Below are 26,984 nucleotides of genomic sequence, written 5' to 3'. Positions count from 1 at the left end.
GGCTTTCGATTGCTCGCAAACGTTTTCGTTTATTTATTTTCACCTCTTCTTTGGCAAAATCGGCGAGCCGCTGTGTGGATCGACCCATGCATCCACGCGTGCCGGTCTCCAAACAAAAAAGATCCCGAGGGGACCAGAAACGAACCATTTCAATCCCATGGAGGAGCCATGTTCGAATCGTCCCTCGCGCGCGGCCCGGGCGCCCTGCGTATGCGCACTACGCGGCTTGCCGGGATCGTGTTGCTGGCAGGTCTCACCGCGGCGGCGGTATGCCGCGCCGATGTCGCCGCATCGCTTCCGCCGCCGCCTTCCGAGCTCTATGGCGATTTGTTCGTCGCCGTGCAGACTCAGCAGATCTTCCCCGACCAGAAGACGTTCGTCGACGCCGTTCCGAACAGCGATCCGGCCACGATCGTCCAGCTTTACGACCAGTCGAAGACGCAGCCGAACTTCGACCTCAAACGATTTGTGCTCGCGAACTTCACGCTCCCGAGCGAGCCCGTTATTACGCCGCCTGCCGGGCAAACGCTACGCGAGCACATCGATTGGCTGTGGCCGAAGCTCACGCGCACGACAACCGCGGCCGACGTGCCCGCGAACAGCTCGCTCCTTCCCCTGCCCAAGCCCTACGTCGTGCCGGGCGGACGATTCCGCGAAGGCTACTACTGGGACACGTATTTCACGATGCTGGGGCTGCAGGAATCGGGACGTGAAGACCTCGTAGACGACATGCTCGACGACTTCGCCTACGAGATCGATCGTTTCGGGCATATACCGAACGGCAATCGGACTTATTATCTGAGCCGCTCGCAGCCGCCGTTCTTCGGGCTGATGGTGCAACTCGCCGCGAAAGCCGAAGGCGAGCGCGTCTATCAGAAGTACCTGCCCGCATTGAAGAAGGAATACGCGTACTGGATGACCGGCGCCGACACGACGCCGCGCGGCTCGGCGACACGCAACGTCGTAGTGTTCAAGGATGGCACCGTACTCAATCGCTACTGGGACGCACGCGATACACCGCGCGACGAGTCGTATCTCGAAGACGTGACGACGGCCAGGCAAGCCGTCGGCCGCAATCCGAACGAGGTCTATCGCGATCTGCGCGCCGCTGCCGAGTCAGGCTGGGACTTCAGCTCGCGCTGGTTCGGCGATAACCGGACGCTTACGACCATCCGCACGACTTCGATCGTCCCCGTCGATCTGAACAGTCTGCTGTTTTCGCTCGAAGCGACGATCGCCAAAGGATGCGCGCTCTCGCTCGACTTCCGTTGCGCCGCGGACTATATCGAAAAGGCCGAACGCCGCGCCAGCGCGATCAATCGGTATCTGTGGAACGAAAATGGGTACTACGCCGATTACGATTGGCGGCTCGGCAAGCTGCGCGACAACCTGTCCGCTGCGGCAATGTACCCCTTGTTCGTACGGGCCGCCTGGCCCGGGCGCGCGATCAAGACGATTCACACCGTTCGCGACAAACTGCTTCAAACGCGGGGCCTGGCGACGACGACCTTCCAGACCGGACAGCAATGGGATGCACCCAACGGCTGGGCGCCATTGCACTGGCTGACGATAAAAGGCGCGCAGCATTATGTGGGAAACGATAAGCTTGCCCAAGAAGTCGGGACGCGTTTTCTGGCCGACGTCAAACAGGTTTATGCGTCGGACCACAAACTCGTCGAGAAATACGTCGTTGAAGGACCGAATGCCGGTGGTGGCGGCGGTGGCGAATATCCGCTGCAGGATGGTTTCGGCTGGACCAACGGCGTCACGCTGAAACTACTCGATATGTACGCGCCGGGCGAGTGAGTGACTCGTCGCGTTCGGCAAGCGCGGCCGCGCCTTCGGGCGCCGCCGCGCGGCGCATTCGCAGAAAAATCCGCTCAGTACGAGGCGCGATTCGATATCGGTAATAATATGCGGGCCGCTCGAATATGCTGTATTGGTCACGAGCCAAAAAATCGCACGCACTCTCGATATCGGATTTCCAATGGAAGACCTGCTTCCGCATTACGAACGTGAACTCGCCATGCTGCGCCGCTCATTGCATGATTTCGCGACGCGCTATCCTAAAATCGCGGCGCGCTTGGCGATTTCGGGCGAGCATTCGGACGACCCTCATGTCGAACGGATGTTGCAGTCGTTCGCATTGCTCGCTGCACGTATCGACACGCGCCTTGACGACGACTACCCCGAATTCACCGAGGGCATGCTGCAAGCGCTGTATCCGCAGTACCTGCGGCGCTATCCCTCCTGCTCGATCGTCGAGTTCGATGTCGAGGGCGTTTTCGACGGATTGTCGGGCCCTGTCACGATCAAGCGCGGTGCCGATCTCGTCGGCAAAGCGCAGCCCTGCCGGTTCCGCACCGCTTACGACGTGACGCTGGCGCCGATTCGCATCGCGTCGGCACGCTATCTGCCCAGCGCCGCGGCGCCGGTCAATGCGTCGTTGCCCCCCGACACGGCGGGACTCGTTGCGATCACCGTTGCTTCGGCGTCCATGGCCGCCGGGCTCAAAACCATGGCGCCGCCGACCATTCGGCTACACGTGCATGGACAACGCGAAATCGTGACTGCGCTGACGGACACGTTGCTGCTACGTGCCGCGAAAGCCTTTGTCGAAGCGGACAACTCGGGGCGATGGATACCGCTCGAGCGCGTTCCGCTCAAAACGGTCGGCTTCGCTGCGGACGATGTACTCATCGAAGACGCAAGCAAGGCCGCGGCCCCGTTTCACCTGCTCGCCGAATATTTCGCGTTCCCCGACAAGTTCGATTTCCTCGATCTCGACGCGACGGCCATGCTCGCCGCCTGCGGTCCGTGCCGATCGCTGACGCTGCATGTAGCGATCGAAGGCGTGCATCAAGACTCTTGGGCGGCCCAGCGCATCGCGCAATTGAGCGAAAAGCACTTGAAGCTGTTTTGCACGCCCGTGGTCAATCTGTTTTCGGCGAAGGCCGAGCCGATCAAGATCGATGCGCTCAAGCACGAGTATGTCGTCTCGCCGAAGGTGCAGAAGTCGGCCAGCGCTGCGGACGTCGACATCTACTCGGTCGATGCCGTCTACCCCGAAAAGCAGGTTGCTTCCGGCCCGGCCGCCTTTCAACCGTTTTTCGGGCTCATGCATGGCAGCGCCGCCGCGTTGAGCGGCCCTTATTGGGCCACACGCACTGAGGACGCCCCCGACCACCGCGGCGCACCCATGACGAAGCTGGCATTCGTCGGCCTCGACGGCCATCCCGCGGTCGTGCCCGTCAGCCAGGTCGCCGTGGACGTCACATGCACGAATCAAAATGTGCCCGCTTCGCTGCCATATGGCGCAGCGGCGGGGGATTTGATCGTCGAGGGCGGCTCGGTGGCGTGCCGCCTCGTGCTGCTGCGCCGTCCGACGGAAAGCGTGCGCGCACAGCAAAACAACGGCTCGCTTTGGCGCCTGCTCGCGCAGTTCACGCCGCACTCGATGGCGCTCAGCACGGAAGGGCTGGAAGAAATCAAGCGGCTGTTGCGCCAGTTCGCGGCGCTCTCGCCCACGCCGACGCGACATGTGGAGGGCATCGCCTTCGTCGGCGCGCGCTCGACGATGCAGTGGATCGTCATGGAGCCTTGCCCGGCGCTCGTGCGCGGAATCGAAGTCACGCTCGCCATCGACGAACAGGCGTTTTCGGGCAACAGCGTCAGCGCTTTCATCGATGTGATGGACCGCTTCTTCGCACCATTCGCGCCCGAGAACAGCTTCGTGCAACTCGTCGTCGTATCGAAGAGCACGGGGGCGCTGTTGCGGCGATGCGATCCGCGACAAGGCGCACTCGCGCTGCTGTAGGGCGGCCGCCTAAACGTCAACGGCGCATCACGTCGGCCCGGTGCTCAATCCAGGCCGTTCGGCCAATCTCACCGGGTATCAGGCTGAAATCGCGCATCCGCCAGCCCCAAAACATATCGCGATGGCTAGCCTCGGCGCTGGCGGAAGCGCGCCCAGCCCGAATTTGACTGTTCCTTCCTCTTTCCAGCGGCACGCGTCAAGCGGGCTTCTGCCGGATCGCCAGTTTTCGTTACCACAATAACTGGCTTGCGTACTATGTTTTTTTGTAACTACAATATCACCCAAAGTCAGCTTCGATGAGGCAAAGTGCGAGACCAACTGGCAAAAGCACGGTGTGCCATTGAAGCTGGCGGAGCAAATCGATTGGTCCGAAGTCTGGTGTGCGCCAGATAACCGGCGCGACTACGGAGAACTGCGCGAGATCGGCTACCCCCACATTCGCGGGCATCTGTACTGCGTCGTGTTCACGCAGCGTGGCTGCACATTCCGAGTCATCAGCCTGCGCAAGGCAAATTCGCGAGAGGTCAAACGCTATGTCGAGCAAACCTGAACTTCACATGCCGACGCCCGAAGAAGACGCGGCCATTCAACGCGGCATCGAGCGCGATCCTGACACGTTCGTTCCCACCGATGCGCAGTTCAAGCAGATGAAGCGACGCGGTGGACGCCCCAAACTCGAACATCCGAAGATTGCTTTGACCGTCCGGTACGACGCCGACATCATCGAGCGATTCCGAGCATCAGGCGATGGCTGGCAAACGAGAATGAACGACGCACTCAGAGAGTGGCTCAATACGCACCGTCTTGCGTGACCGCACGAAGGTCATCAGCACGCCTGATCAAGGGTTCACCGGCAATTCCGCAATGCGTCGGATCCTGAAGGCCGTAGCACGCGGCGCATGCAGCCGCAGCCGTTGTTATCAAGCGAACGACGCATAAAACCGCGGTCTATTGCCGCACTGTCGCGCCGTAAGCGGCGGGCGCCCCTGCTGCGGCGCAACGGATTTTCGCTTACCGTTCAGGGCGTTAACGCGTGTCCATACGGTAAATTGCCGCACTTTCGCGACGAACGCCGTCGCACGCGCAGCGCAGCATTTTTTCTTCCGCTGATCTACTCTTGCGACCGGCTGCCCAGGCAGTGCGCGTCGACATCGGCCGGCGCGCGTCGTTCGTTATCGGTATTACGCTATGGAATCGTCTTCGCTCAGCGCCCTCGACCTCGCGCGCATTCAATTCGCCTTTACCGTTTCGTTTCACATCATCTTTCCCGCCCTCAGCATCGGGCTGTCGAGCTTCATCGCGGTGCTCGAATGGCGTTGGCTAAAAACCGGCAAGGCCTATTACAAGGAATTGTGCTTGTTCTGGTCGAAGATCTTCGCCATCGCATTCGGCATGGGCGTTGTATCGGGCGTCGTCATGGCCTACGAATTCGGCACCAATTGGGCTGGTTTTTCGAAGTTCGCCGGGCCGATCACAGGTGCATTGTTGACCTACGAGGTCATGACGGCGTTCTTTCTGGAAGCCGGCTTTCTCGGCATCATGTTGTTCGGTTGGAATCGCGTGGGCCCGCGCGCGCACTTCGCGGCAACGCTCACGGTTGCCGTCGGCACTTTGATGTCGGCGTTCTGGATCCTGGCGTCGAACAGCTGGATGCAAACGCCGCGCGGGTTCGCGATCGACGGCGACCACGTCGTTCCCGTCGACTGGTTCCAGATCGTCTTCAATCCCTCGTTCCCCTATCGCCTCGTTCACATGACGCTGGCCGCGTTCCTCGTGGCCGCACTGCTGGTGGCCGCCGTTGGCGCATGGCATCTGCTGAAGGGGCGGCGCGATCCGGCGATCAAAAGAACGTTCTCGATGGCGATATGGATGCTGCTCGCGATCGCACCGTTGCAGGCCTTCGTGGGCGATCAACATGGCCTGAACACATTGCGTTATCAGCCCGCGAAAATCGCCGCGATCGAAGGCCTGTGGGAGACCGAGACGAACGGCACGGCACTGAATCTGTTCGGCATCCCGGACATGCAAGCCGAAACCACTCGCTATGCGTTGTCGGTGCCGCATCTCGGCAGCCTGCTGCTGACGCATACATGGGACGGCGAGATCCGCGGATTGAAGTCGTTCCCGCGCGAGGAACGGCCCGATTCGACGGTCGTCTTTTGGAGTTTCCGCGTGATGGTCGGGCTCGGCGTGCTGATGATCGTGCTCGCCTGTACCGGATGGTTCCTCGATCGGCGCGGGCGGCTCTATGACAGCGCCTGGTTTCATCGTTTCGCGCTCGTCATGGGGCCTACCGGCTTCATCACGCTATTGGCCGGCTGGGTCACGACCGAAGTCGGCCGCCAGCCGTGGGTCGTCTATGGCGTCATGCGCACGTCGCAAGCGATATCGCCGCTCAGCGCCCAGCAAGTGGGGCTCTCGTTGATGGCGTTCGTCGTCGTGTACTTCCTCGTGTTCGGCACGGGCATCTACTACATGCTCAAGCTCATGCATGCAGGCCCTTCCGTCGCACCCGACGAGAGTGTTGCAACGCGCGAGCCACGACGTGCGGCTCAGGTGCTGGCCGCCACGAGTTGATGCCCGCGTCGGACGCTTGTTCTACCAACAACCTGTTTCTTCAGGCGTATTTGTCTTTCGAGGATCATCATGGATGTGACCGTCGTCTGGGCCGCGATCATTGCGCTCGGCCTGCTGCTTTACGTCGTGCTCGACGGCTTCGATCTCGGTATCGGGATCGTCTTTCCACTCTTTCCCGACGAGCGTGAACGCGATCTCATGATGAATAGCGTCGCGCCGGTGTGGGACGGCAACGAGACCTGGCTGGTGCTAGGGGGCGCCGCGCTGTTTGGCGCGTTTCCGCTCGTCTACGCGACCGTCCTGTCGGCGCTTTATCTGCCACTCGTGGCGATGCTCACCTGCCTGATCCTGCGAGGCGTGTCGTTCGAACTGCGCGGTAAAGCCACGCGTACGAAGCATCTGTGGGATCTTGCATTTATCGGCGGCTCTTCGGGCGCGGCGTTCTTTCAAGGCATCTCGCTCGGCGCATTCGTGCAGGGCATTCCGCTCGCCAACGGCGAATACGCAGGCGATGCGTTCGGCTGGCTCACGCCGTTTACGCTGCTGACGGGGCTCGGGGTCGTCGCGACCTACGCGTTGCTCGGCTGCGGCTGGCTCGTCGCGAAGACCGAGGGCGATTTACAACGCCGGTTGCATCGCCTCGTATGGCCGCTCACGCTCGTGTTGATCGCCTTCATCGTGGCCGTGAGCGTGTGGACGCCGCTGCAAGAGCCGAATGTGGCCGCGCGCTGGTTCAGCGCCGAATGGTTCCATCGCATGCTGCCCGCTCCGTTCCTCGTCGCGCTGTGTGCCTATCTGATGCGACGTGCTGCACGCGATCGGCGTCACTGGCGGCCGTTCGTGCTGGCGATGGCCTTCGTCGTCCTCGGCTATGCCGGCCTGCTCGCGACGCTGTGGCCTTACGCGATACCGTCGTCCGTGACGCTCTGGCAAGCGGCGGCGCCCACGCGAAGCCTCACGTTCACGTTGACGGGTGCCGTCGTGATTTTGCCGGTCATCCTGGGCTACACGATGCTCGGCTATTGGGTGTTTCGCGGCAAGGTGCGCCATGGCCAGCACAGCTACCATTAAGCGGCGCAAAACGCTGCCGCGTTGGGTCTGGTTCGTGGCGCTTTGGTGCGGGGGCGTAGGCAGCGCCCTCTTGGCAGGCGAAGCGTTCAAGCTTCTGATGAACGTCACGCTGTTTGCTGTCTCGAAGTAGCGGGAAAAGGTGGCGCCGCGTGCGGCTCGTCGCCAACGAGCCCCATCAGCCGCGCCAGCACTGGCCATTTGACGAGCGCCTCCTCATAGGCAAGACGCGCCTGCTCGTCGAAGTAGCGGCGCGGATCGACTTCGGGCACCTCGCGCGCGAGGCCGCCGATATCGTTGACGGGCCATCCCCCGCCGTTCGCTTCGTTCGTCGTCATTTCTGATCCACCCACACGCCGTCAGGCGTTTTGACGGCATAGCCCGTAGCCGTCTTCATCGTCACCGTGCCTTCGTTTTCGCCCACCATCTGCGTTTGCGGCAAGCCTGCCGCATATTGCGACAGCACGACGCCCGGCTTGAAGGGGCTGTTCGACACCAGATTCGACAACAATTGCGCCAACGCGAGAAAGCTCGTCGGGCCGTCGATGACCGTCGTCGGTCCATGGGCGCCCGGCAGCCCTACGATCCGCACGCCCACCGGCCCGTGAACAATGCGCGGGGTGGGAATTTCGCGCAATCCCGCGACCTGATTCGCGTCGCCGCGCAGCGCCGCGCCATGCTCGGGCACGAACACGATCACCGCGCGCCGACCCGACTTCGCAATCAGATCCGAAAGCTGATCGACTTCGTTCATCAACGTATTCACGCGGTAAGGATACGAGGCGATACTCGTCAGATTCTCCTTGCCGACCATGCGGTTGCCGTCGTGCAAACTGATCGTGTTGTAGTAAAGCGCGACCGGGCCCGGCGTCTGCGCGCGTTGCGCGTACCAGTTGGACCACACCGAGTAATCGTCGTGGATCACCGAGTTGTCGAATGCATGCATTGATACGACCGCGTTGGCGTTCGACTCGATCGGCACGTCGGGCACGCCGGCGTTTTCCTTGACGAGCTCGAGGAAGTTGTCGAAATGTCCGTCGTGATTCATCAACACCTGTGGCGCGAAGCCGGCGCGTGCGAGATCGCGGAGCAAATAGCATTGCTGCGGCGCGTTCTTGTAGAGATCCGCATGTGCTTCTTGACCGCAGCTGGCGCGCAGCACGCGAATCGCGGCCGGGCCGCTATAGCTCGCCGCCGTGCTGAAGTTCGTCAACAGATAATCGAAGTGGCTCAGCATCGGGTTGTCGCGCGCTTTCACAAAGTCGAGGTCGTCCCACGACAGCGAGCAGATATGCAGGATGATGATGTCGAACTGTTGGCCAGGATCGCTGCTGAGCTTGCCGAACGTCACCTGACGTTGCGACTCCGAGGTTCTGAACGCCGCCAAGGCCGCGTTGTGATCGAGCGGCTGCTCGACAACCGCGGCATTGCGTGCCCCGCCGGCCGCGATGCTTTGCGCTGCCGTGACGACGACACTCGCCTCATTCCAAACCGGCAAGACGACCAGCGCAATGGCGATGAAGGTCGCCACCCGCAGCCAACGATTAACGAGCCAATGACCGACGATGACCGCAATCACGCCGATGACAAGAACCGGCGGCAGGAAGCGTTGCGCGAGTTCCCACCAGTAGCTGGCGGTAAACGATTCGAGGCCCGAGAATTCTTCGATCACGCGCGAGAACGGCGGCACGATCGCCTCGTAATAGAGCAACGGAATCCCAATTCCGAGCCCGACGAGGAAACGAAGCGCACGCACGCCACGGTGACGAACCGGATTCGTCAGCGCGAGGGCCGCGAGCAAGCCGATATTGGCAAGCCATAGCGGCTTCAGGTGCCCTGTCGCGAACAGGTAAAGCTTCAGAATGAAATACAGATTCCAAAACGTCATGAAACGGATTCCTTCAGTATCGGGCCCGATCGAGCGCCAGCAGCGCTCGCACCGAACGCAGCGCGCCCTGCGCCAATCGTGCGTAGCCCTCGATTCCCATCAGCATCACTTCCTTGAAGCCCGCAAGGGGCATATCGTCCTCGGTCTCATCGTCTCCGCTCAACCAGGCGTCGGCCCGCCCGAACGTGCATTGCACGAATTGGCGCTCCTGCTCGAGCGTCAGCGTTTCGAACTGTAGGCCAAGATGCCTGCCCGCAAGACGCGTCACGCGAGCCGGGAAGTGAAACATACGATCGCCGCGGCTCAATGTGACATGCAATGCCTGGCCGCCGTCAAGCGCAATGCCGTCGGCAGGCAGTTCCAGCCCGAGACCGCCAGTCGAATAGTCGCTCGTCGTGCAGGCGACGGTCGTGCCGTCGGCCAGCAGCAACGTGGCGGGAACGCGCATGGCAATGCGGTGCGTGACGCGCACCTGCTTGGCTTCGCTCGCCACACTCACAGCGGCGCCGAGCAGCGCAAGGTTGTAAACGGTCCAGACCATATTCATGATGATGGTCGCCCCCTCGCCGTTCGCATTGAACGAAAGCCGATAAGCGCCCGCGAGGAAAGCCACCACATTGAGCCCGAGCAGCACGAGATAGGGCTTCGACACCGCCCAGTCGAAGTAGCCCTCGTCCACGCGGCCGCCCTTCTCCGTCACGTTGAATTTGCCGTGCTTCGGGCTGAAAAATGCGAACGTTGTCGGCAATGCGATATACCAGGCCAATACCGATTCATAGACTTCCGCCCAGAACGAATGTCGGAATCTGCCTTGAATGCGCGAGTTGGCAATATTCGAAAGAACGATGTAGGGCAGCACGTAGCTGGCGATCGTCGTCGCCGCGGCGTTAATGAAATAGAGCTGGAAGAAGAGATACGCCATCGGCATGACGAGAAAAATCAAGCGCGGCACTCCATAGAAGAAGTGCATCATCGCGTTGCCGTAACAGAGCCGCTGGAATAAGCCCAGGCCGCGCCCGAGGAACGGGTTGTCGATGCGAAAGATCTGCGCCATGCCGCGCGCCCAGCGCGTGCGCTGCTTGATGTGTCCGGCGAGGCTCTCGGTTGCGAGGCCTGCCGCTTGCACAGTCGGCAGGTATGCCGTCGTGTAGCCTTTTCGGTGCAGCCGTAGCGCCGTATGCGCGTCCTCCGTCACCGTTTCCACGGCTACGCCGCCCACGGCTTCCAGCGGGCCGCGCTTGATGATCGCGCACGAACCGCAGAAGAATGAAGCGTTCCACAAGTCGTTGCCCGATTGCACGAGGCCGTAAAAAAGCTTGCCTTCGTTCGGCACGCGGCGGAACGTACCCAGATTCCGCTCGAATGGATCAGGCGAAAAGAAGTGATGCGGCGTCTGCACCATGGCGCATTTCGGATCGCGCAGGAACGTGCCCATCGTCATCTGCAAAAACGAACGCGTGGGCACGTGGTCGCAGTCGAAGATCGCAATGTATTCGCCGCTCGTACGGGCAAGCGCCGCATTGATGTTGCCGGCTTTGGCGTTGCGATTGTCGTTGCGCGTGACATATTCGACCCCTGCTTCGCGCGCAAACGCTTCGAACTCGGGGCGGCGACCATCGTCGAGCAGGTAGACCCGCAACTTCGACGAAGGCCAGTCCACGCCTTGCGCGGCGAACACCGCGGGCCGAACCACGGCAATCGGTTCGTTATAGGTGGGGATGTAAATATCGACCGTCGGCCATGCGGAAGGATCGTCGGGCAATTGAGCGACGGTGCGATTGAGCGGCCAAGCCGTCTGGATCAGGCCGAGCGTCATGATCATCCACGTATAGCATTCGGCGGAAAACAACGCATAGCCGACGATCGCCTCCGTAGGCGTGCGGAAATCGAGCGTTTGTGTGACGCGCCAGATGATGTAGCGCCCCATCGCGAGCAAGGACAATGTCGCGAGCACGAGAACCGGTAAGCGTCCCGGAAAACGTCGCACCAGCAGCGCAAGCGCGATCGTCAGCGCGAAGAAATGAACCTGTCCGCCCGCCTGCAACGGCGACGCCCCTACGCCGGCCCACAGCAGCATGCCGACCGCAGCGACCACCGGTAGCAGCCAACGCACGTGGCCGATGCGTTCTGTGCCGCTTTCGAGCGCTGCCCCCCAACGCTGCCATGGCAGCATCGCGAGCAGCGCCTCGGCACGCCGCCAAATGCTGCGCACGAAAAACGCAGTGGGCAGCAGCCAGCGCTCGATACGGTCGAGCGTTTCGCGGGCCCGCGACACCTCGGCACGCGCTTTCGGACGCGGCGGCCGCACAAAGGCACGCCAGATCCACGCGCGCAAACTGCGCGGATCGAGCACGCCCCATTGGTTGGCGACCCCAAGAAACATGATGCGCGCCCAGCGCCGCGGCAGATCGGGTTTGCCGGCCTGCGGCGGGGCAAAAAACAATCGCACGATCCAATCGAGCGTCGTGCGGTGGTCGGGCAGCCCGAGGCCCGCCGCGATCCAGTCGATCAGACGCGCGCGGACGGCGCCGAACGCTCGCGCTATCGGTCCGTTCATCGCGTTCGCTCCGAAGCCGCGCCGCCGGACTGCGCTTCCAGCCACGCATCGAGCCAATTCGCGAGGCCATGCAGGTCGTGCGACGCCTGCGAATGGGGGGCATCGTCGAAAATCCAGCCGCCTCGCGCGAGCGAATCCGGCACCGACGCATCGAAATGCACCCGATGCGCCAATTCAAGCGCGTCGCCCACTGCCGCGCGCAGTAGCGCGAGCGCGTCGCGCTGCATTTCGCGCGCGGGATTGAGCCGGTTCACGACGACCTTGACGGTAGCCGCCGAACTGCGCAACACGGAGAAACGACGTGCAAGCGTTGCGCACGCGGCCGGCTCCGGCGGGGTCACGCAGAGCACGAGGTCGGCCGCACGCACCGCCTGATCGGCCTGTTGCGACGGCAGGCGCGCCGTATCGACGAGCGCCACGCCGTGCGGCGGAAAGTCGATCTGTGCAAGCGCCTGCGCAAGCCAGCGAGGCTCCGCGGCAAGGCGCGCTTCGTACGCCATGCGTTCGGCCGATGTTGTCTCGCCATGCGGCGCGAACAGTACCCCGTCGGCATTGCGCCATGTATTGCCGCGCCACGCAGGAATGCGCCCCGACATGGCTTGCCCGAGCCCCTCTCGCGCGAACGTGTCGAGGCCCAGATACGCGCCGAGCATGTTCTGCGGATCCAGATCCACTGCCGCAACCGGGCGACTGCGACGCGCCAGCAGCACCGCCAACGCGGCAGTCAGTGTCGTGCGGCCGGCTCCGCCGGCAGTCGACACGAGGACGACTGTCTTCATCGCGCACCTCCGTTGCCGCCTTGGTCGATATCGAGGTCCGAAATCTCGAGATCAGGCGTCAATCGCCCCTTGAGCACGACTGGCTCGATGAGGCACGGCACGGCGTCGTCGGGATTGAAATGCCGGGCCGCATGCAGACCGCGGCGCGTGCCGAATCGCTGCGAAACGATCCACACCGGAACGGCGAGCACGATGCCGGCGCCGAAGCACAGCAAAATAAACGCGATCATGTCTCGCCTCCTCCGGTACGCACCGGCATGGGCCACGGCTCGGCGCTGCGCCGGCGCGCGGCCGCGTTCGGTGTCGCACGCGCACCCGTGATGCCTGACGACGCCGCGATCGGTACCGCGTCGGAGGGGAGCCGACGGACAGCGCCTTCGCGATTGATTTTGTCCAGCATGCTCTCTACCGCTTCCAACTGTGCTGCGGCGTCGTGCGCCGGCACAGAGGGGGGCTCGGAGAGCACGGCTGCAGACTGCGCCGCAGCGGCAGGCTGGAGCGCCGGCGCGGGCGCGGCTGGGAACAGATCGCTGTAGTCGGGCATCGGCGAGCGGCGATTCGCCTCGGCAAGCGCCTGCACTTCGCGCTCGATGCTCGCTTCAGCCAAATAGATGACGCGATCCGACAAATGATCGATGGGTGCCGTGAAAATGTGCCCCAGCGCGATCTCCGCATCAGGCAATCGACAGGCGAACAAAAACACATAGAGATTGGCCGCGTCGGCCGTCACGACATCCCCGGTGCGGCGCGGCGCACACTGCTTCAAGGCGTCCACGTGCGCTACGTCAGGCAACAACGTGATCTTCGCGAGCACGTGCGGCAGGTCGAGCACGGCTCCGCGCGCCAACACCGCTTCGACGCGTTCGCAATAGGCCGCGACGGGCAGGTAGCCGCGCACGTCGTCGGTCAACGCAGCGGCCAGCGCAGCCTGATAATCGACGGCGACAGGGCGCGTATCGAGTTGCCCCTGCTGCGAACGCAGCAGCGACTGCATACGCGAGAACGGCAGTTCTCTGCCGATGATGAGGTTCGCGCCGAGGCTGAGCAGCAACAGCTCGTACTGATGACGCAACGCCTCGCGCCGTTCCACGACGACGATCTTGAGCGCTCGCCCGCACTCGCGCCGTAACGTATGCACGGCGGCACACAGCGTCTCGAGCGTCGAGCGATCGCGGTAATCGAGCAGGACGGTGGCCGCCTGTGCTCCGACGCATGCCGCCACCGCCGCCTGTTGATCGTCGACCACTTCCCATTCGGGCGGCACCCAACTTTCGCGCGCGACGACGGCCCGGGTCGCCACGACGCGCGATTCATCGCGCGCCAGGCGCAGCATCGCTTGCGCTTGCGTGTCGGCTACCTCCGGTGCGACCGATAAGCGCCCGTCCTGCGCGAAGCGCAGCGCCCGCGTCTCGCCTGTCGCCAATGCGCGGCCCGCGCGCCAGAAATCGACATGCCAGAGCAACTCGCCGTGCGTGCGCCCCATCCGCGCGACGCCCGCGCATGCACCATGAAACTCCGAATGACCCGCCTGCAACACGGGCTCCTCGCTCATGAAATCGTCGGTGCGGTCCTCGCGCTCGCGAGCACCGCGAAGACCGGGCAGATCGAGCAGCAGCACGAGAGCGATGCGCCGAGCTGCGCACCAGTTCGCGAGCAGGCGCCCCTCGCGCGCCAGCGCATCGGCATCGCCCCACGACAGCCAACGTTCAGCACCTTCAACGAAATACAGCGCATTCGATCGGAAGCCGAACCGTTTCAATGCCCTCAGCCCGCCGAACAGGCGGGCGAACGCAATGGTTTGACCCGGCTGGGGCGGCGCCGGCGGCGCATCTTCGGAGCCGGCCTCCCTGCCAACCTCGGGCATCGCAAGCACGTTCAGATTGCGCGGCCAACCGGGCGCGGCTGCGCCGGCTCCGAGGCCCAATGCACGCATCTGCGCTGCGGCCTGCACGCGCGTGCGCGCCAGCACGACGGTCACATGACGCGTACGCGCCGCTTTCGCGCTGTTCCATATCAGGGCATCGCAGGCCGTCGTACGCGCCTTGGCATAGATCGCGTACAGGTTGCCCGGCTGGATCTCAGCAACCTCATCGGGCAGTTCATCGATCGCGAGCCGGCTGCTTTCGATCTCGTGCGCACCCCACACATCGCGCACGATTGCGCCGAGGCGTTTGGACCCCATCCGCGCCACTGCCGCGCCGAGCCGTTCGGCCGGGACCGCGCTGTCCGTTTCGTCGCGCTCGGATGAGCGTTGGTTGCGTTCGTCCATAGTGCTAGTAGCTCGAATAAAGACTCACGGGCCGCGGCGACAAGCTCGTATCCGGTTTGCGCGCGTCGAACGAATAGCGCAGATAGACCATCCCCGAACTGGGCGCGTAGTCATGTGCGTGATCGATGTCGACCCGCAGGCCGGCCACCCAGCGCGGGTTGAACCTGTACTGCACCACACCGCTCAGCCCGTACGAAAAGCCGATCCCGCTCGATCCCCCCGGGTAGATGGCGTTGCCCAGGTTTTGCGCCGCCGGTTGAACGGCCGCTGGCAAGCCGTCGGGATAGAACGGCGAATCCTTTTCGTACGAGTAGGACATGCCGACGGTTGCGGTGAGGTCCCACGTCAGCCCCCCACGACGGCCAATCCATTCGATCGGGACGCCCAGCGAGAAATACCGTTGCGGACTGTAATAGCCGCCCTGCCCGTAGCTGTAGAAGCGCAAGTTGTTCGTGTAGTGCCACGCGTTGCCGACGAGCCCGGTGCTCACGCGCATATTCCTGCCCTCGTAGACCGGCGCCATGAAACCCGCTCGCAGTGTCACCTCCTCGTTCGAGGCGACGTGCTTGCCGGTCAGCATACCGGCGCCGAGCTCGGAAAAGAAGCTGACGCGGCCCACGTCGATTCCGGTATGCCAATCGACTCCGTCGCGACGCACGCCGCCCCAGACGGCATTGGTCCACGGATCGCGCAGACCCGCATAGGAGAGCTCGCTGCTCGTTTCGGGGCGGCGCGACGCACTGACCGAGAAGCTCGCGGGTCCCGCATCGAAACGATAGCGCACGCCGCCCACGAGGTAATGCACGGGAAAGCCCAGCGGCGTCGTGCCGATGTCGAAGCGCCAGGCATCGGAAACAAAGCCGGTTCCGATCGCCACGCCGCTTGCATGCTGATGCAGCACGAAGGTCGTGTCCGGCAGCGATGCAAACGCGGAGTATGTGCCGAATCTTTGCAGCGCATAGCCAGGCGGGTTCGTGAGCGAGAGCGTGCCCGCATCGAGGTGGACCGCGTCGAGATGCACGAACAGATGCCCCTCGTAGCGATACGGCACCTGGGCGTAGATGGGGACCTGCTGTGCGTGGTAGTCGGAAATGCCGGGATCGCCCGCCTTGAATGCCGGCATCCAGCCCGTCTCGATCTCGGGATCGCGCCGCTGTTCCAGATCGAACAGGGCCGCTTGCGCGGGCGTTCCGTCGGGGCCGCGCGCCACGACGCCAGCCGTGCGTTCCTGCGCGAGCGAGCGTCGATAAAGCGCCGCGGCGCGGTCGTAATCGCCGAGCGCCTCGGCCACGCGACCCGATTCGATCGTGACGTCGGAACGCGTCGGATAAGCGGCCTGCAGCGCGTCGGCCACCTGCGCCGCCTCTTGCGGACGTCGCAGCGCGGCGAGCCGGCGCGCAGCCGACAAGCGCGTATCGATGTCGTCAGGCGAAGCCGCTTCGAGCACTTCTCGCACGATGCGTAGCGCCGCTTCACGCTGGCCGCTGTCCTCGAGCACGCGGGCGAGCGCGAGGCGCGCGTCGGGGTCTTGCGGCGAACGTTCGAGCACCGGTGCGAGTGCCGCGCGTGCCGCACCGAAATGACCTTGCGCACGCTCCACGTCCGCCAGCTCCAGCGCATAGCGTTTGTCGCGCTTGCCCGCCGGGCTGACTTGCGCCAGCCGGCGTCGCGCCTGCGCGAAGTCCTTTTCATCGAGCGCCGCATCGGTTTGACGCAGCGCGAGCCGCAACGACTGATCCTCGAGACGCGCCGTCTGTTGCTGCGTCAAATCCGGCTCGCGACGCACATTGGCGAGCCAGGCGGCAAGGTCTTCATCGCGTTCGGCGCTGCCGAGCAGATCGCCGTATCGCAATCTGACATCGGCATCGGTTTCCCGCGGATGCCGCGACATCCAATCGCGCATGAGCGCCAACCCTCGGTCCGGCTGCCCCTCGTCGATCAGCAACGCACCGATCGACGCCGTGATATACGGATCGTCGCCGCCCTTCGCCCGTGCCTCGTCCAGCGCGCGGTCCGCTGCGTCGATGTCGCCGCTTGCAAACGCGATACGCGCATGCTGCAGCGCCTGCTGCGCATCGAGCCGCCCGGCCAGCGCACGCATGCCCTCGGTGCGCGCTTCGGGCGCAATCCCGGCCAGCGCTGTCTGAGCACCGGCCAGATCGTCGATGGAACTGCGATAGAGCGCCGCCGCATAACGCATTTCCGACGAGGCGTTCGCCGATGCGAGGCCGTCGTCCATTACCGCGCGGCCCAATTGCGGCAAACCCAGCTCGCGGTAGATCCGCGCAAGGGCGAAACGCGTCCAGGGAGCGTCAGGGGCCAGCCGCAGCGCTTTTTCATAGTGCTCGGCGGCTGGGCCCAGCTTGCCTGCCGAAGCGAGGTGCTGTGCCTCGCGGGTCAGAAGGTCGGCCCGTAGCCCGGCAAGGCCCGCGCGATCCGCAGGATCGCGGAAGCGTTGACTCAGAGCGTCGAGCAACCCCGGAATCTGACTCTCGCGACCCGTCTCTCGCAGCAACGCTTGCATGCTTTCCGCGGCGTTCACGTTCAGTTGGCGACTCGCGAGCAACTCGCGCAGCAGCGGCTCCGCCGCCGTCCAATTACGTTGGGCGAGCAGTGCATCGGCAAGCAATTGCTTCGCTGGCGCGTTGCCGGGGTCCATCTCCAATGCGCGTTGCGCCGCTTGTTGCGCTTCTTGCGCGTGGCCCGCAGCGGCCGCTTCGCGGCCCTTGGCGATCAAGCCCCATACGAGCGCCGTGCGCGCGAGGCCATCCCACTTCGAGCGGTTATCGGGCGCCAGCGCCGCAGCCCGTTGAAACAACGCGCGCGCCTCGTCATGCCGTCCTTCGCGCAACCGCACGAGGCCAAGCCCGCCGATGGCGTCGGCATCGCTGCCGCGCACCTTCGTTGCACGCGAAAGCAACGCGTCGGCTGCCGGCACATCGCCTCGCGACAACGCGCGCAGCCCTTGTTGTTGCGCGATGTAGGCCGGGTCGCGCTCGAGCTTCAAACGCGCTTGTCGTTGCGCATCCAGCGTCGCCGCGCGATCCTTGAATTCGTCGTCGTCGGGTTCGAAGGTCAGGTAGGCATGCACGGCATCGAGATAAGCCGGATCTTCGCCGGCCGATTGCAATACGCTGCGCCATGCATTCATCGCTTCCGTATGGTCGACATCCTTGCGCTCGGCCAGCGCCCACGCGAGCCGATTCGCTTCGGCGCGCGTCGCACTGCGTTGGTTGAGCAAAGCAACCAGGGCGAGCGCAGCCGCCGAATCGCTGGAGTCGCTCGCCACCCGCTGACGCAATCCGTCGACAGCCTGGGCATACCCGGCCGGCGTGGTCGAGAGGATCTGGTAGTACTCGGCCCCGAGCGCACCGGGCGGCGCGCCGTGCGGAAATAAAGCCCGCAACCGTTGCGTCGCTTGCTCGCCGTGCCCGCTGCGCGCAAGCAGGCGGATCGTCGCGAGTTCTTCACGCCCGTTCGTCGCAGCGCGGTACTCATCGTCCAATTGCAGTGTCGTCTCGGCGTTCGGCTCGAGCGTCTTCAACCGCCCAAGCGCCACCGCAGCCCCGCGGGCATCGCCCAGCCGCAAGTCGATGCGCACGGCCTCGCTGAGCAGCTCGGAATCGTCGGGTGCGATCAGCAGCGCTTTTTGCACGGCTTGCAGCGCAAGATCGTCCCGGCGTTTGGCGGCCCAAAGCCGCGCCGTCGCAAGCAATCGCGCCTTGGGCGTCAATGTCGGCTGAGCCGCGGCGGCATTGCGAAGCTTGCCGGAAGGCGGTGAATCCGGAGAGGCGGACGGTTGGCCGGCCTTGGCGCCGACTGCCCACGCGAAGGCCGTCACGCACGCAAACTTAACGAGCGTCGACGAACCGCGGCATGTGCGACGGCTCATTGCAACGCGCCGTGACATGCGGCCCTCCAACGTACTTCGAGGGCGCCATTGGCTTTGAAACGATACAGACCGTCGCGCCAGCCGAGACCGAACAACGTCAGCACGCTCGTGTAATAGCCGGGCGCATCCCGCGCCTCGAGTGCTTGTGTGCGGGCCGCCTGCGCATCCGCCAACGCCGATTGGCCGAGCGCAGTGAGAAGCGGTACCGCAGCAGCCGAAAATCCGGCGTTGCCGGTTTGCTTCGCCTCGCCGGTCGTCGTATCGATCGACTCATAGGGCGCCCCGTGTTCGGCGATGTAATCGGCGAACGGACGCAATTGCGCGAGCAGGTTGCGCGCTCCGCTTCCGATGGGATCGAGCATGCCCGCCCACAGATAGACGCGGATCGCGTCATAACTCCCGCGCGCCTGCGTGTCGGCGTCGGGCACAAACCCCTGCCCCACTCGATAACGCGCCCAATCCGGCGCGAAGCCATGCGGGGCCGTCGCGCGCAGCAGGGTCGACGCCGAGCTCGCCAATCGTGGCCAGCGCGGATCGTCGGGTAGCTGTTGCGCAAGCCCTCGCAGTACCTGCAGCGGCATGTAGCTCGGATTGACGCGCCATTCGTCGGGATTGGGATGGAAGCCCTGCGGACCCGGCAATAACGTCAGCCCGAGCCCGGGCAACGTGGCCGTCTCCTGCTCGACGATATGCCGTGCGAGCACGGTGCCGCGCGCCGTGTAGCTGCGTTCATGCCAAAACGCGCCCGCCTGCATGAGCGCATAGGCAATCCATAGGTCGGCATCGGACGCCGCATTTTGATCGAGCACGCGCCAGTTGCCATCTTGTGCGCGCCCCCAAAGCCATGCGGGCAAATGACTCGTCAGATCGCCCGCGGCGAGATTGTTTTCGGTCCAGCGCAACACCTTGTCGAAGGTCGCCCGATCATTGGCGACCAGCGCAAAGAACAACGCGTACGCCTGTCCTTCTGAAACGGTGCGGTTATCGGCCGAGCCGACATCGATGACACGACCATCCTCCGACAGAAAGCCTCGCTTGAACTGCTCCCATCGAGCCCAGGCGGGAGAGCAGGCTGCGGCCGGCGATGTGCTCGTCGACGCATTGGTCGCGTTGGCTGCCTGCGCGGCGGCGCACGCGGAACCGGCGATGAGGCCGGCCGCCGCGCCGGCGAGCGTCAAACCGATTGCCTTCATGAGCGAACGCCGGTTCTCGGGGTACGCCATCCGTCAAATCCCCCGACGCCGCGCCGACAACTCTTGCAATGCCGTGAACGCGGCGATGGCGAGCAGCAAACCGCCGATCGCACCCAGCACGCCGAGCAAGATCGGATGCCGTATCGCACGCCCCCAGACCTGCGCATACCAGGGCACGTAACCGACGACATAGGTCTCGCCGACACGCATGCTTTCGACGCGCCCGCCGCGCACGAGCGCCACGTCGCCCTGCAATTGCGCGACGAGGTCGGACTTGTCCAACGCGTCGAGCAGATCGGGAAGCCGGGCTGCCGAGGTAGCCGTCATGGCGACGACGCTGCGGCCCTTGCTGCCCGGCAGCTCGAAGCCGAGCAATGCGGCAATCGGCCCGCTTTCACCGAGCCGCGCGCTACCCTCGGACACATGCACGCCATGGCGCCAATACTCTTTCACGGAGAACGCTGTGCGCGTCACCTGCCCGTTCGAGTCGGCCGCGATCGTCAACGGCAACACCCCGCGCCACGCTGCGGGCAGCACTGCGGACGCGCTATCGCCGATCACCAGCAGATCCTTTCCTTGCACCTGCTGCAGCTGGCCAGGCCGAACGACTTGCACGCGCAGCGCCGGAAAGCCCGTCCACTGGCCCATGTGACCGAGCACCGTCAGCAGCGCCTCGAGATCTTGTGGTGCAGGATGCGCCGGCACGACCACGGCCGTTTCCGACAGATCAGCGTAACGCGTAAAAGGAAAGCCGCTATTGGCGAAATAAGCGAGGTTCGGCATCCGCGCGTAATGGACGAAATGCGAAAAGTCGACTGTCGAATCGGGATCGACGGCCGCGCGCACCGGATTCTGCGCCACCCCCTGACATAGGCCCGTTTTCTGCGAATCGAGCGAGAACTTCAACTGAAGCTGGTTCGAACTGCCTACACGAAATGCCGGGATGTCGAGCAGATCGGCGGTGCGCGAGTCCGCGCCACCGAGCACGGGCAACCGCAGTTGCCCCTGCCCGTCCTCGCTTTTCGCCGGAGGCAGGCGCAGCGACTTGACGAGTTGGTCGTTGATCGAAATCGACAGCGCGGAATTGTTCTGGACCGTCGGCGCCGTATAGCGGTATTTCAAATCGATGGGGACGCCTTGCCCGCTCCATGAATAGAGATCCGCCGGCACATGCAGATTCAGGCGGATGGCATCGGGCCGGCTGCCCATGACTTGCAGTTGGCTCGGATCGTCGACCAGCTGTTTGAACGCAATCGGCTTGCCGATCGGCAACCAGCGCGGCGCATCGTAGGGCTTGCGCGCGGGGCCCACGTCGACTTGCTCGACTTCCGCCTGCGTCCCGGACATCGCCGCTTTACCCAGCACGAGCGCGTCGGCGGCCTGCTTGACCTCGGCGTCGGTGCGCCCCGTAACGATCAGGAGCTTCTTATCGGCCGCAGCCGGGTTGTCGGCGACGATCAGCATCGGGCCATTGACGGTCGGCAACGTCAGACCGGCAGGCAATTGCGAAACCGTGCCGACGACGACGGCGTGCGAATCGGTCGGCAGCTGCGTCGTCGTCGAGAAGCGCGCTTGTCGATAATCGGCCAGTTCGCCGAACCATGAGGCAAGCACGCCGGCGCTTTCGAGCGTTCCGTTATCGGGCGAAGCCGGCAACACGAACGGCAACTGCAGCCGCTCAGGATCGCGCCGATCGAAGAACGGCGCAGGCAGCAGGCTGAGATCGCTCGGCAATCTGAGCGGCACCGTGTCGAGCAGGATTTCGCTGGTCGGACTGACGTCGGCCCACAGCGCAGAGCTTTCCGGGTCTTCGCAATGATCGAGCGTGTAATGCGCGATCAGTTGCACGTTGAGTTGGTTGAAGTCGGTCAGGAAGCGGGGATCGAGCGCAATGTCTCGCGTCTGCAGTTGCCCGGCGTGCTGCGCGTCGAATGGTACGGTCGCCACGGCTTCACCGTTGATCGACACCTTCAGGTGCGAAAGCGAAAACACGAGCGCGGGTGAATAGGTGTAGCGCAGCCGCAACGTGGCCGCAGTCACGACGCGATCGAGCCTGACGCCGACATTGATCGTTCGCGTATCGTCGGGGCCACGCAAATGAAGCGGTTGATAGGCTCCGAGCGAAGCAAAGGTCAGCTTGGTCGAAGACCCGGCCGCCTCAACCGGCGTTGCGGAAAGCACCGGGCGCTGCGAAGCGGGCGCCTCCCCCGGCTGGGCTGTGGCCAAAGAACAGAAAAGGAGACTGCCGGCCAAAACGGCCAGGCAAACGCGATTCGCTCGAACAAGTTTCATTAATGGCTCGGTCCATGCCCACTGGTGGCTGCGCGGCAGCAAGATGCGCGCCGATTGCGGCCCATTTATATGTATAAGTCTTATAGAGAGTACTTTGACGTACGACAAATAGCAGCGATTTTCCCGCGCCGCTATCGAGTTAGTGCCCGCACCCTGCGCATTGAATGCGACCGCTGCGCAAAAACCGGAAAGGATAGCAGAGAAGTATGACAAACTGCCGTATTTTCAGGCAGCGCAGCGCAAGATACAGCGCAGCCTGCCGGCTGATACGGACGCGATATTCGATGGGGCTCCCAACCAACTCCTCCTCCACCCCCGATACCCCTCGGCCGCAGAAGCGAACCGGGCTGCTGCGAGCACTGTTCGCGTTCAAACATTCCTACGCTGGGCTCCGATCCACATGGCGCGCCGAAAGCGCCTTTCGGCAAGAGACGGTCTGCGCCCTCGTGCTCGTTCCGTGCGCGCTGCTCTTGCCGATCGCCCCGATCGAGCGGGTCGCGTTGATCGGCTCCGTGCTGCTCGTGCTGGTCGTGGAACTGTTGAACTCGGCTATTGAAGCGGTCGTCGATCGCATTTCGCTCGATCGGCACGAACTATCCGGGCGCGCCAAAGACTGCGGCAGCGCGGCCGTGCTCGTCTCGCTTCTCATATGCGTCCTGACGTGGGTGATCGTGCTGTGGCCGCTGGGCCTTAGATGGCTGCGTGCGCATCCGTGACACCCGGCTTGTATCAAGCGGATGGCCGGCCGGTCGGAATGGAAATTTTTACGCATTCTCGACGAATAGCTTTCATAACACTTTCGCCATCAAGAAAACGCGCTCTGTTTGCGGCCAAGTCAGGGCAAACCCCTGATTGAATCCGGTCAAGTTTTCCTGTTACAAAAACGTGAAAAAATTGCCGAAAACCCTAACAGTGCTTTTTTCCTACATTTTTTTAGGAAGGGATTGCTTTCGGTAAATCTGGTATTAGAATTGGGTCCGTGGTGTTACAAGTTGTAACTAGCTGTATCAGGATGCGCGGCCGATCGCGCAAACGATGTCGTCCAGCTAGCGGAAAAAAATTACATGGTAAAAAATACCTAAAAATGGGTTAACGGGGCTTCGGAAACGTGAGACATGGACCGCAGCAGCGAAACGCTGGAATCAATCCGCGAAATTAATCTGTCGTACATCATGCTCGCGCAGCGCATGCTGCGTGAAGACAAGGCCATCGGCATGTTCCGCCTCGGCTTGTCTTCGGAGCTGGCCGATCTGCTTGCCGGGCTTTCGCTCGCGCAATGCGTGAAGCTCGCCGCCTCCGATCAGCTGTTGTGCTTCTTCCGCTTCAACGACCACTCGATGCTCTCGGCGTTGACGCAAACCGCCAAGAATGCCGACGTCGCCGCCACTCACACCGCGATCTTGCTCGCCAGCCAACCGGCCGAACAGTTCGTCTAACCCGGGGGCCGCCATGGTTCAAAAGAAGAGCCTGACCGAAGACGCACAAGAAGTGTTTCGCGCCATCGCGCTCATCGAACTCGGCGCGCGCATGCAGGTGCTCGAAAGCGAATTGACGCTTTCGCGCGACCGCATGATCCGGCTGTACCGCGAGATCAAAGGCGTCTCACCGCCCAAGGGCATGTTGCCGTTCTCGGCTGACTGGTACATGACCTGGCTGGCGAACATTCACGCGTCGCTCTTCTACAACACCTACGTCTTCCTCAAGCACGAGGCCGGGTGCTCGCATCTCGACGCGTTGACGAAGGGGTACCGCCTGTACCTCGAACACTGCAAGCATAGCGATGCCGAGCCCGTGCTCGACCTGACCCGCGCCTGGACGCTCGTGAGGTTCTTCGACGCCGACATCCTGCAACTCACGCCGTGCTGCCGTTGCAGCGGCAAGTTCGTCGCCCACAAGCACGACTTGCAGCACAACGTCGTATGCGGCGCATGCCAGCCGCCGTCTCGCGCCGGCAAGACCAAGCGTGCAAACGCGGCGAAGCCGGCCGTCGCCGCGCCGCAACCGAGCGAAACCGCCCGGGCAGCCTGAAACACCTGTTCGCGTCTTTCGCGAGCGGTTCGCCAGACCCTACCCCGCCTGCCGCTGTATCGCGCAGCCGTGCTTGATCTCCAAGCCGTCTGTTCGAACACGCGGCACTTTCCCCCGCACGTACGCTTCCCTATCGATTGCACGGCTGCACGGCCCGGCGACGATGCTGCCGATGAGCTCAAAGTCCGCTGCGTCCAACGACGACCACAAGCTGCGAACTATCGAATCGCCGCTTTTAATGACGCGACGATCACTCAGGATTTTCCCTGAGAGCACCCGGTTGCTTGCTGCATTGCAATATGTCGTTCTCGGCCTTTGACAGTTTCAATTCCGTCCGCCCGATCGAAAAACATTTTCCGCATTGCACAGATCAAGCGCGCTTGACTCTCCGGCACGCGGCTGCTGTACTAAATCCAGGCAGTTGATTTAATCGAGCAGCCACCCAACGCGCTGCCAATTCGTAGTCAATCACCTGGAGGAGCGTTCGATGAAGACCCGTCCCTATGTTGTCGCCGCGCGCCGCGCAATGGCACTTGCTGCCGCCGCGTCGGCGCTATGCGCCGGCACCGCTTTCGCCGATCAGACCGTGATCGGCCTCATTACGAAGACCGATACGAATCCGTTCTTCGTGAAGATGAAGGAAGGCGCGGAGAGTGCCGCTCAAAAAGACGGAGCAAAGCTGCTCACGGCGGCTGGCAGATACGACGGTGACAACGCAGCACAGGTGACGGCGCTCGAGAACATGACCACGGCAGGCGCCAAGGCCATTTTGATCACCCCCAGCGATACGAAGGCCATCGTGCCGTCGATCAAAAAAGCGCGCGCCGCGGGCGTCATGGTGATCGCACTCGACACGCCGACCGACCCGCAGGATGCGACGGACGGGCTGTTCGCCACCAACAACTTCAAGGCGGGCGAGTTGATCGGCGAGTATGCGAAGAAGGCGCTCGGCGGCAAACCGGCAAAGATCGCCACGCTCGATCTCGCGCCGGGCATCTCGGTCGGCATCCTGCGTCATAACGGCTTCCTGCAGGGCTTCGGCATCAAGCAAGGTGATCCCAGCATCGTCTGCAGCCAGGACACGCGCGGCGACCAATCGAAGGGGCAGGCGGCGATGGAAAACTGCCTGCAGAAAGCACCCGGTATCAACGTCGTCTACACGATCAATGAACCCGCGGCGGCCGGTGCTTATCGCGCGCTCAAAACGGCGGGCAAGGACAAAGGCGTGCTGATCGTTTCAATCGACGGCGGGTGCGAAGGCGTACGCAACGTCAAGGCCGGCGAAATCGCGGCAACCGCACAACAGTACCCGTTGAAGATGGCCGCAATGGGGGTCGAGGCGGGCGTCGACTACGCGAAGACGGGCAAGAAAGTCAGCGGCTATACGGACACGGGCGTCACGCTCATCACCGATAAGCCGATGTCCGGCGTCGACAGCAAGGATACGAAGTTCGGCCTCGAAAACTGTTGGGGCAAGTAGCAGCCCACCGCCACGCGGTCGCGGCTTCCGGTGCGGCGACTTTCCGCTTGCCGCACCGGCCCCGCCTTTCATTTCGTACGTTGAAGCAGGAGAAGACGCATCATGACGACTCAATCCGCCGGGCCGCTCCCGCCAGCCCCCGTCCCGAACTCGCGCGGCCATCGTATGCCCACGATCGCCGAAGCAGGCCCGTTGATCGCCCTCATTGCCGCGTGCGCCTTCTTCATTTCTCAAAGCCATCGCTTTCTGTCGTTCCAGAACTTATCGCTGATTCTTCAGCAGACGATGGTCGTCGCCGTGATCGCCATCGGGCAAACGCTGATCGTTCTCACGGCCGGCATCGATCTGTCGTGCGGCATGGTGATGGCGCTGGGCTCCATCGTGATGACCAAGTTCGCCGTCGATCTCGGCATCTCGCCCATTCTTGCGATCCTGTGCGGCATCGGTGCAAGCACATTGTTCGGACTCCTGAATGGTGTGCTCGTCACGCGCGTGAAGCTGCCCGCGTTCATCGTCACGCTCGGGACGCTGAATATCGCCTTCGCGATCACGCAGATCTACTCGAACGCCGAGACGGTATCGAATCTGCCCGACGCGATGATGTTCCTCGGCAACGCGTTCCGCGTCGGATCGGCCGAGGTGACTTACGGAACCTTGCTGGCACTGTCGTTGTACCTCGTCACCTGGTTCGTACTCCGAAATACCGTACCGGGTCGGCACCTGTATGCGCTCGGGAACAATCCGGAAGCCGCGCGATTGATGGGTTTGTCTTCGCAACGAATCCTGCTGACCGTCTATTCGATCGCGGGGCTCATCTACGGCATCGCGGCGCTCCTGCTCATCTCGCGCACCGGCGTGGGCGATCCGCAAGCCGGGCAAACCGATAACCTCGACAGCATCACGGCAGTGGTGCTCGGCGGCACGAGTTTGTTCGGCGGACGCGGATCGATCGTGGGCACCCTGCTCGGCGCACTGATCGTAGGCGTGTTTCGCAACGGCCTCACGCTGATCGGGGTTTCGTCGGTCTATCAGGTGCTGATCACGGGTGTGCTCGTGATTCTCGCCGTCGCAGCCGACAAGCTCTCGCATCGCCGCGGCTGACGCACTGCTCGTCGCCGACCATTCGTTCGATGCGTGCTCATCC

19 protein-coding genes and 1 pseudogene are annotated in these 26,984 nt (G+C 63.2%); 11 read left to right on the top strand and 9 right to left on the bottom strand.

Annotated features, from left to right (window positions below; genetic code table 11):
• The first annotated feature begins 210 nt into the window (after positions 1-210).
• The 6 genes and pseudogenes from treA to cydB all read left to right on the top strand — a co-directional run bounded on the left by treA (position 211) and on the right by cydB (position 7,465).
• Positions 211-1,806 carry an alpha,alpha-trehalase TreA gene (treA, locus tag C0Z19_RS00995; RefSeq protein WP_425330262.1) on the top strand — a complete coding sequence of 532 codons (1,596 nt, stop codon included), beginning with the start codon at positions 211-213 and terminating at the stop codon, positions 1,804-1,806.
• Positions 1,807-1,987: 181 nt separating this feature from the next.
• Positions 1,988-3,817 (top strand): type VI secretion system baseplate subunit TssF, encoded by a 1,830-nt coding sequence (gene tssF / locus C0Z19_RS00985; protein ID WP_102607918.1) that lies wholly within the window; start codon positions 1,988-1,990, stop codon positions 3,815-3,817.
• Positions 3,818-4,058: 241 nt separating this feature from the next.
• The gene (locus C0Z19_RS00980) at positions 4,059-4,367 is read left to right on the top strand and encodes a BrnT family toxin (protein WP_321186917.1); all 309 of its coding nucleotides are present in this window, start codon (positions 4,059-4,061) and stop codon (positions 4,365-4,367) included.
• Positions 4,351-4,629 carry a BrnA antitoxin family protein gene (locus C0Z19_RS00975; RefSeq protein WP_102607916.1) on the top strand — a complete coding sequence of 93 codons (279 nt, stop codon included), beginning with the start codon at positions 4,351-4,353 and terminating at the stop codon, positions 4,627-4,629. The genes C0Z19_RS00980 and C0Z19_RS00975 overlap by 17 nt, the downstream gene beginning before the upstream one ends.
• A gap of 376 nt (positions 4,630-5,005) precedes the next feature.
• Positions 5,006-6,320 (top strand): annotated as a pseudogene (locus tag C0Z19_RS00970) (cytochrome ubiquinol oxidase subunit I); the annotation flags it as partial.
• 143 nt (positions 6,321-6,463) lie between these two features.
• On the top strand, positions 6,464-7,465 hold the full coding sequence (gene cydB, locus C0Z19_RS00965) for a cytochrome d ubiquinol oxidase subunit II (protein WP_102607914.1): 1,002 nt from the start codon (positions 6,464-6,466) through the stop codon (positions 7,463-7,465).
• A gap of 104 nt (positions 7,466-7,569) precedes the next feature.
• Here the strand turns inward: cydB and C0Z19_RS00960 are convergent, their stop codons facing one another.
• Genes C0Z19_RS00960 through bcsB form a run of 9 tightly spaced genes read right to left on the bottom strand, consistent with a single transcriptional unit; the run spans position 7,570 to position 22,332 of the window.
• A complete protein-coding gene (locus tag C0Z19_RS00960; protein WP_102607913.1) occupies positions 7,570-7,800 on the bottom strand; it encodes a cysteine hydrolase family protein in 231 nt (76 codons plus the stop codon).
• Positions 7,797-9,350, bottom strand: a complete 1,554-nt coding sequence (gene bcsG, locus C0Z19_RS00955; protein WP_102607912.1) for a cellulose biosynthesis protein BcsG — start codon at positions 9,348-9,350, stop codon at positions 7,797-7,799. The genes C0Z19_RS00960 and bcsG overlap by 4 nt, the downstream gene beginning before the upstream one ends.
• Before the next feature lie 13 nt (positions 9,351-9,363).
• The gene (gene bcsA / locus C0Z19_RS00950; RefSeq protein WP_102607911.1) at positions 9,364-11,907 is read right to left on the bottom strand and encodes a UDP-forming cellulose synthase catalytic subunit; all 2,544 of its coding nucleotides are present in this window, start codon (positions 11,905-11,907) and stop codon (positions 9,364-9,366) included.
• Positions 11,904-12,686 (bottom strand): cellulose biosynthesis protein BcsQ, encoded by a 783-nt coding sequence (bcsQ, locus tag C0Z19_RS00945; protein WP_102607910.1) that lies wholly within the window; start codon positions 12,684-12,686, stop codon positions 11,904-11,906. Before bcsQ ends, bcsA begins: the two co-directional genes overlap by 4 nt.
• Positions 12,683-12,916, bottom strand: a complete 234-nt coding sequence (locus C0Z19_RS00940) for a hypothetical protein (RefSeq protein ID WP_102607909.1) — start codon at positions 12,914-12,916, stop codon at positions 12,683-12,685. Before C0Z19_RS00940 ends, bcsQ begins: the two co-directional genes overlap by 4 nt.
• The gene (bcsE, locus tag C0Z19_RS00935; protein ID WP_425330257.1) at positions 12,913-14,955 is read right to left on the bottom strand and encodes a cellulose biosynthesis protein BcsE; all 2,043 of its coding nucleotides are present in this window, start codon (positions 14,953-14,955) and stop codon (positions 12,913-12,915) included. Before bcsE ends, C0Z19_RS00940 begins: the two co-directional genes overlap by 4 nt.
• Before the next feature lie 4 nt (positions 14,956-14,959).
• Positions 14,960-18,847 carry a cellulose synthase subunit BcsC-related outer membrane protein gene (locus tag C0Z19_RS00930; protein WP_102607908.1) on the bottom strand — a complete coding sequence of 1,296 codons (3,888 nt, stop codon included), beginning with the start codon at positions 18,845-18,847 and terminating at the stop codon, positions 14,960-14,962.
• Complete coding sequence (bcsZ, locus tag C0Z19_RS00925; protein ID WP_175083984.1) at positions 18,844-20,040, bottom strand: cellulose synthase complex periplasmic endoglucanase BcsZ; 1,197 nt, start codon at positions 20,038-20,040, stop codon at positions 18,844-18,846. Before bcsZ ends, C0Z19_RS00930 begins: the two co-directional genes overlap by 4 nt.
• A gap of 33 nt (positions 20,041-20,073) precedes the next feature.
• Positions 20,074-22,332 carry a cellulose biosynthesis cyclic di-GMP-binding regulatory protein BcsB gene (bcsB, locus tag C0Z19_RS00920; protein WP_102607906.1) on the bottom strand — a complete coding sequence of 753 codons (2,259 nt, stop codon included), beginning with the start codon at positions 22,330-22,332 and terminating at the stop codon, positions 20,074-20,076.
• A gap of 206 nt (positions 22,333-22,538) precedes the next feature.
• Between bcsB and C0Z19_RS00915 the strand changes: the two genes are divergently transcribed.
• From C0Z19_RS00915 to C0Z19_RS00895, 5 genes are all read left to right on the top strand, one after another.
• Positions 22,539-23,048: a diacylglycerol kinase gene (locus tag C0Z19_RS00915; RefSeq protein WP_332882200.1), complete on the top strand. Its 510-nt coding sequence runs from the start codon at positions 22,539-22,541 to the stop codon at positions 23,046-23,048.
• Positions 23,049-23,447: 399 nt separating this feature from the next.
• Positions 23,448-23,768, top strand: coding sequence for a flagellar transcriptional regulator FlhD (flhD, locus tag C0Z19_RS00910; protein ID WP_102607904.1), 321 nt, complete (start codon positions 23,448-23,450; stop codon positions 23,766-23,768).
• Positions 23,769-23,781: 13 nt separating this feature from the next.
• On the top strand, positions 23,782-24,360 hold the full coding sequence (gene flhC, locus C0Z19_RS00905) for a flagellar transcriptional regulator FlhC (protein WP_102607903.1): 579 nt from the start codon (positions 23,782-23,784) through the stop codon (positions 24,358-24,360).
• 487 nt (positions 24,361-24,847) lie between these two features.
• Positions 24,848-25,840 carry a sugar ABC transporter substrate-binding protein gene (locus tag C0Z19_RS00900; protein WP_102607902.1) on the top strand — a complete coding sequence of 331 codons (993 nt, stop codon included), beginning with the start codon at positions 24,848-24,850 and terminating at the stop codon, positions 25,838-25,840.
• A gap of 102 nt (positions 25,841-25,942) precedes the next feature.
• A complete protein-coding gene (locus C0Z19_RS00895) occupies positions 25,943-26,941 on the top strand; it encodes an ABC transporter permease (protein WP_425330256.1) in 999 nt (332 codons plus the stop codon).
• Positions 26,942-26,984: the final 43 nt, after the last annotated feature.

The sequence above is a fragment of the Trinickia soli genome (genome assembly GCF_002879855.1).
Classification (GTDB): domain Bacteria; phylum Pseudomonadota; class Gammaproteobacteria; order Burkholderiales; family Burkholderiaceae; genus Trinickia; species Trinickia soli.
The sequence above is the reverse complement of the archived record's forward strand: the minus strand, read 5'-3'. Positions and strand labels throughout refer to the sequence as shown.

Bases quoted from the DNA above. Each gene is read 5' to 3' on its own strand.
- treA (WP_425330262.1), top strand. From the start codon at position 211: ATGCGCACTACGCGGCTTGCCGGGATCGTGTTGCTGGCAGGTCTCACC.
- tssF (WP_102607918.1), top strand. From the start codon at position 1,988: ATGGAAGACCTGCTTCCGCATTACGAACGTGAACTCGCCATGCTGCGC.
- C0Z19_RS00975 (WP_102607916.1), top strand. From the start codon at position 4,351: ATGTCGAGCAAACCTGAACTTCACATGCCGACGCCCGAAGAAGACGCG.
- cydB (WP_102607914.1), top strand. From the start codon at position 6,464: ATGGATGTGACCGTCGTCTGGGCCGCGATCATTGCGCTCGGCCTGCTG.
- C0Z19_RS00960 (WP_102607913.1), bottom strand. From the start codon at position 7,800: ATGACGACGAACGAAGCGAACGGCGGGGGATGGCCCGTCAACGATATC.
- bcsG (WP_102607912.1), bottom strand. From the start codon at position 9,350: ATGACGTTTTGGAATCTGTATTTCATTCTGAAGCTTTACCTGTTCGCG.
- bcsA (WP_102607911.1), bottom strand. From the start codon at position 11,907: ATGAACGGACCGATAGCGCGAGCGTTCGGCGCCGTCCGCGCGCGTCTG.
- bcsQ (WP_102607910.1), bottom strand. From the start codon at position 12,686: ATGAAGACAGTCGTCCTCGTGTCGACTGCCGGCGGAGCCGGCCGCACG.
- C0Z19_RS00940 (WP_102607909.1), bottom strand. From the start codon at position 12,916: ATGATCGCGTTTATTTTGCTGTGCTTCGGCGCCGGCATCGTGCTCGCC.
- bcsE (WP_425330257.1), bottom strand. From the start codon at position 14,955: ATGGACGAACGCAACCAACGCTCATCCGAGCGCGACGAAACGGACAGC.
- C0Z19_RS00930 (WP_102607908.1), bottom strand. From the start codon at position 18,847: ATGAGCCGTCGCACATGCCGCGGTTCGTCGACGCTCGTTAAGTTTGCG.
- bcsZ (WP_175083984.1), bottom strand. From the start codon at position 20,040: ATGAAGGCAATCGGTTTGACGCTCGCCGGCGCGGCGGCCGGCCTCATC.
- bcsB (WP_102607906.1), bottom strand. From the start codon at position 22,332: ATGAAACTTGTTCGAGCGAATCGCGTTTGCCTGGCCGTTTTGGCCGGC.
- C0Z19_RS00915 (WP_332882200.1), top strand. From the start codon at position 22,539: ATGACAAACTGCCGTATTTTCAGGCAGCGCAGCGCAAGATACAGCGCA.
- flhD (WP_102607904.1), top strand. From the start codon at position 23,448: ATGGACCGCAGCAGCGAAACGCTGGAATCAATCCGCGAAATTAATCTG.
- flhC (WP_102607903.1), top strand. From the start codon at position 23,782: ATGGTTCAAAAGAAGAGCCTGACCGAAGACGCACAAGAAGTGTTTCGC.
- C0Z19_RS00900 (WP_102607902.1), top strand. From the start codon at position 24,848: ATGAAGACCCGTCCCTATGTTGTCGCCGCGCGCCGCGCAATGGCACTT.
- C0Z19_RS00895 (WP_425330256.1), top strand. From the start codon at position 25,943: ATGACGACTCAATCCGCCGGGCCGCTCCCGCCAGCCCCCGTCCCGAAC.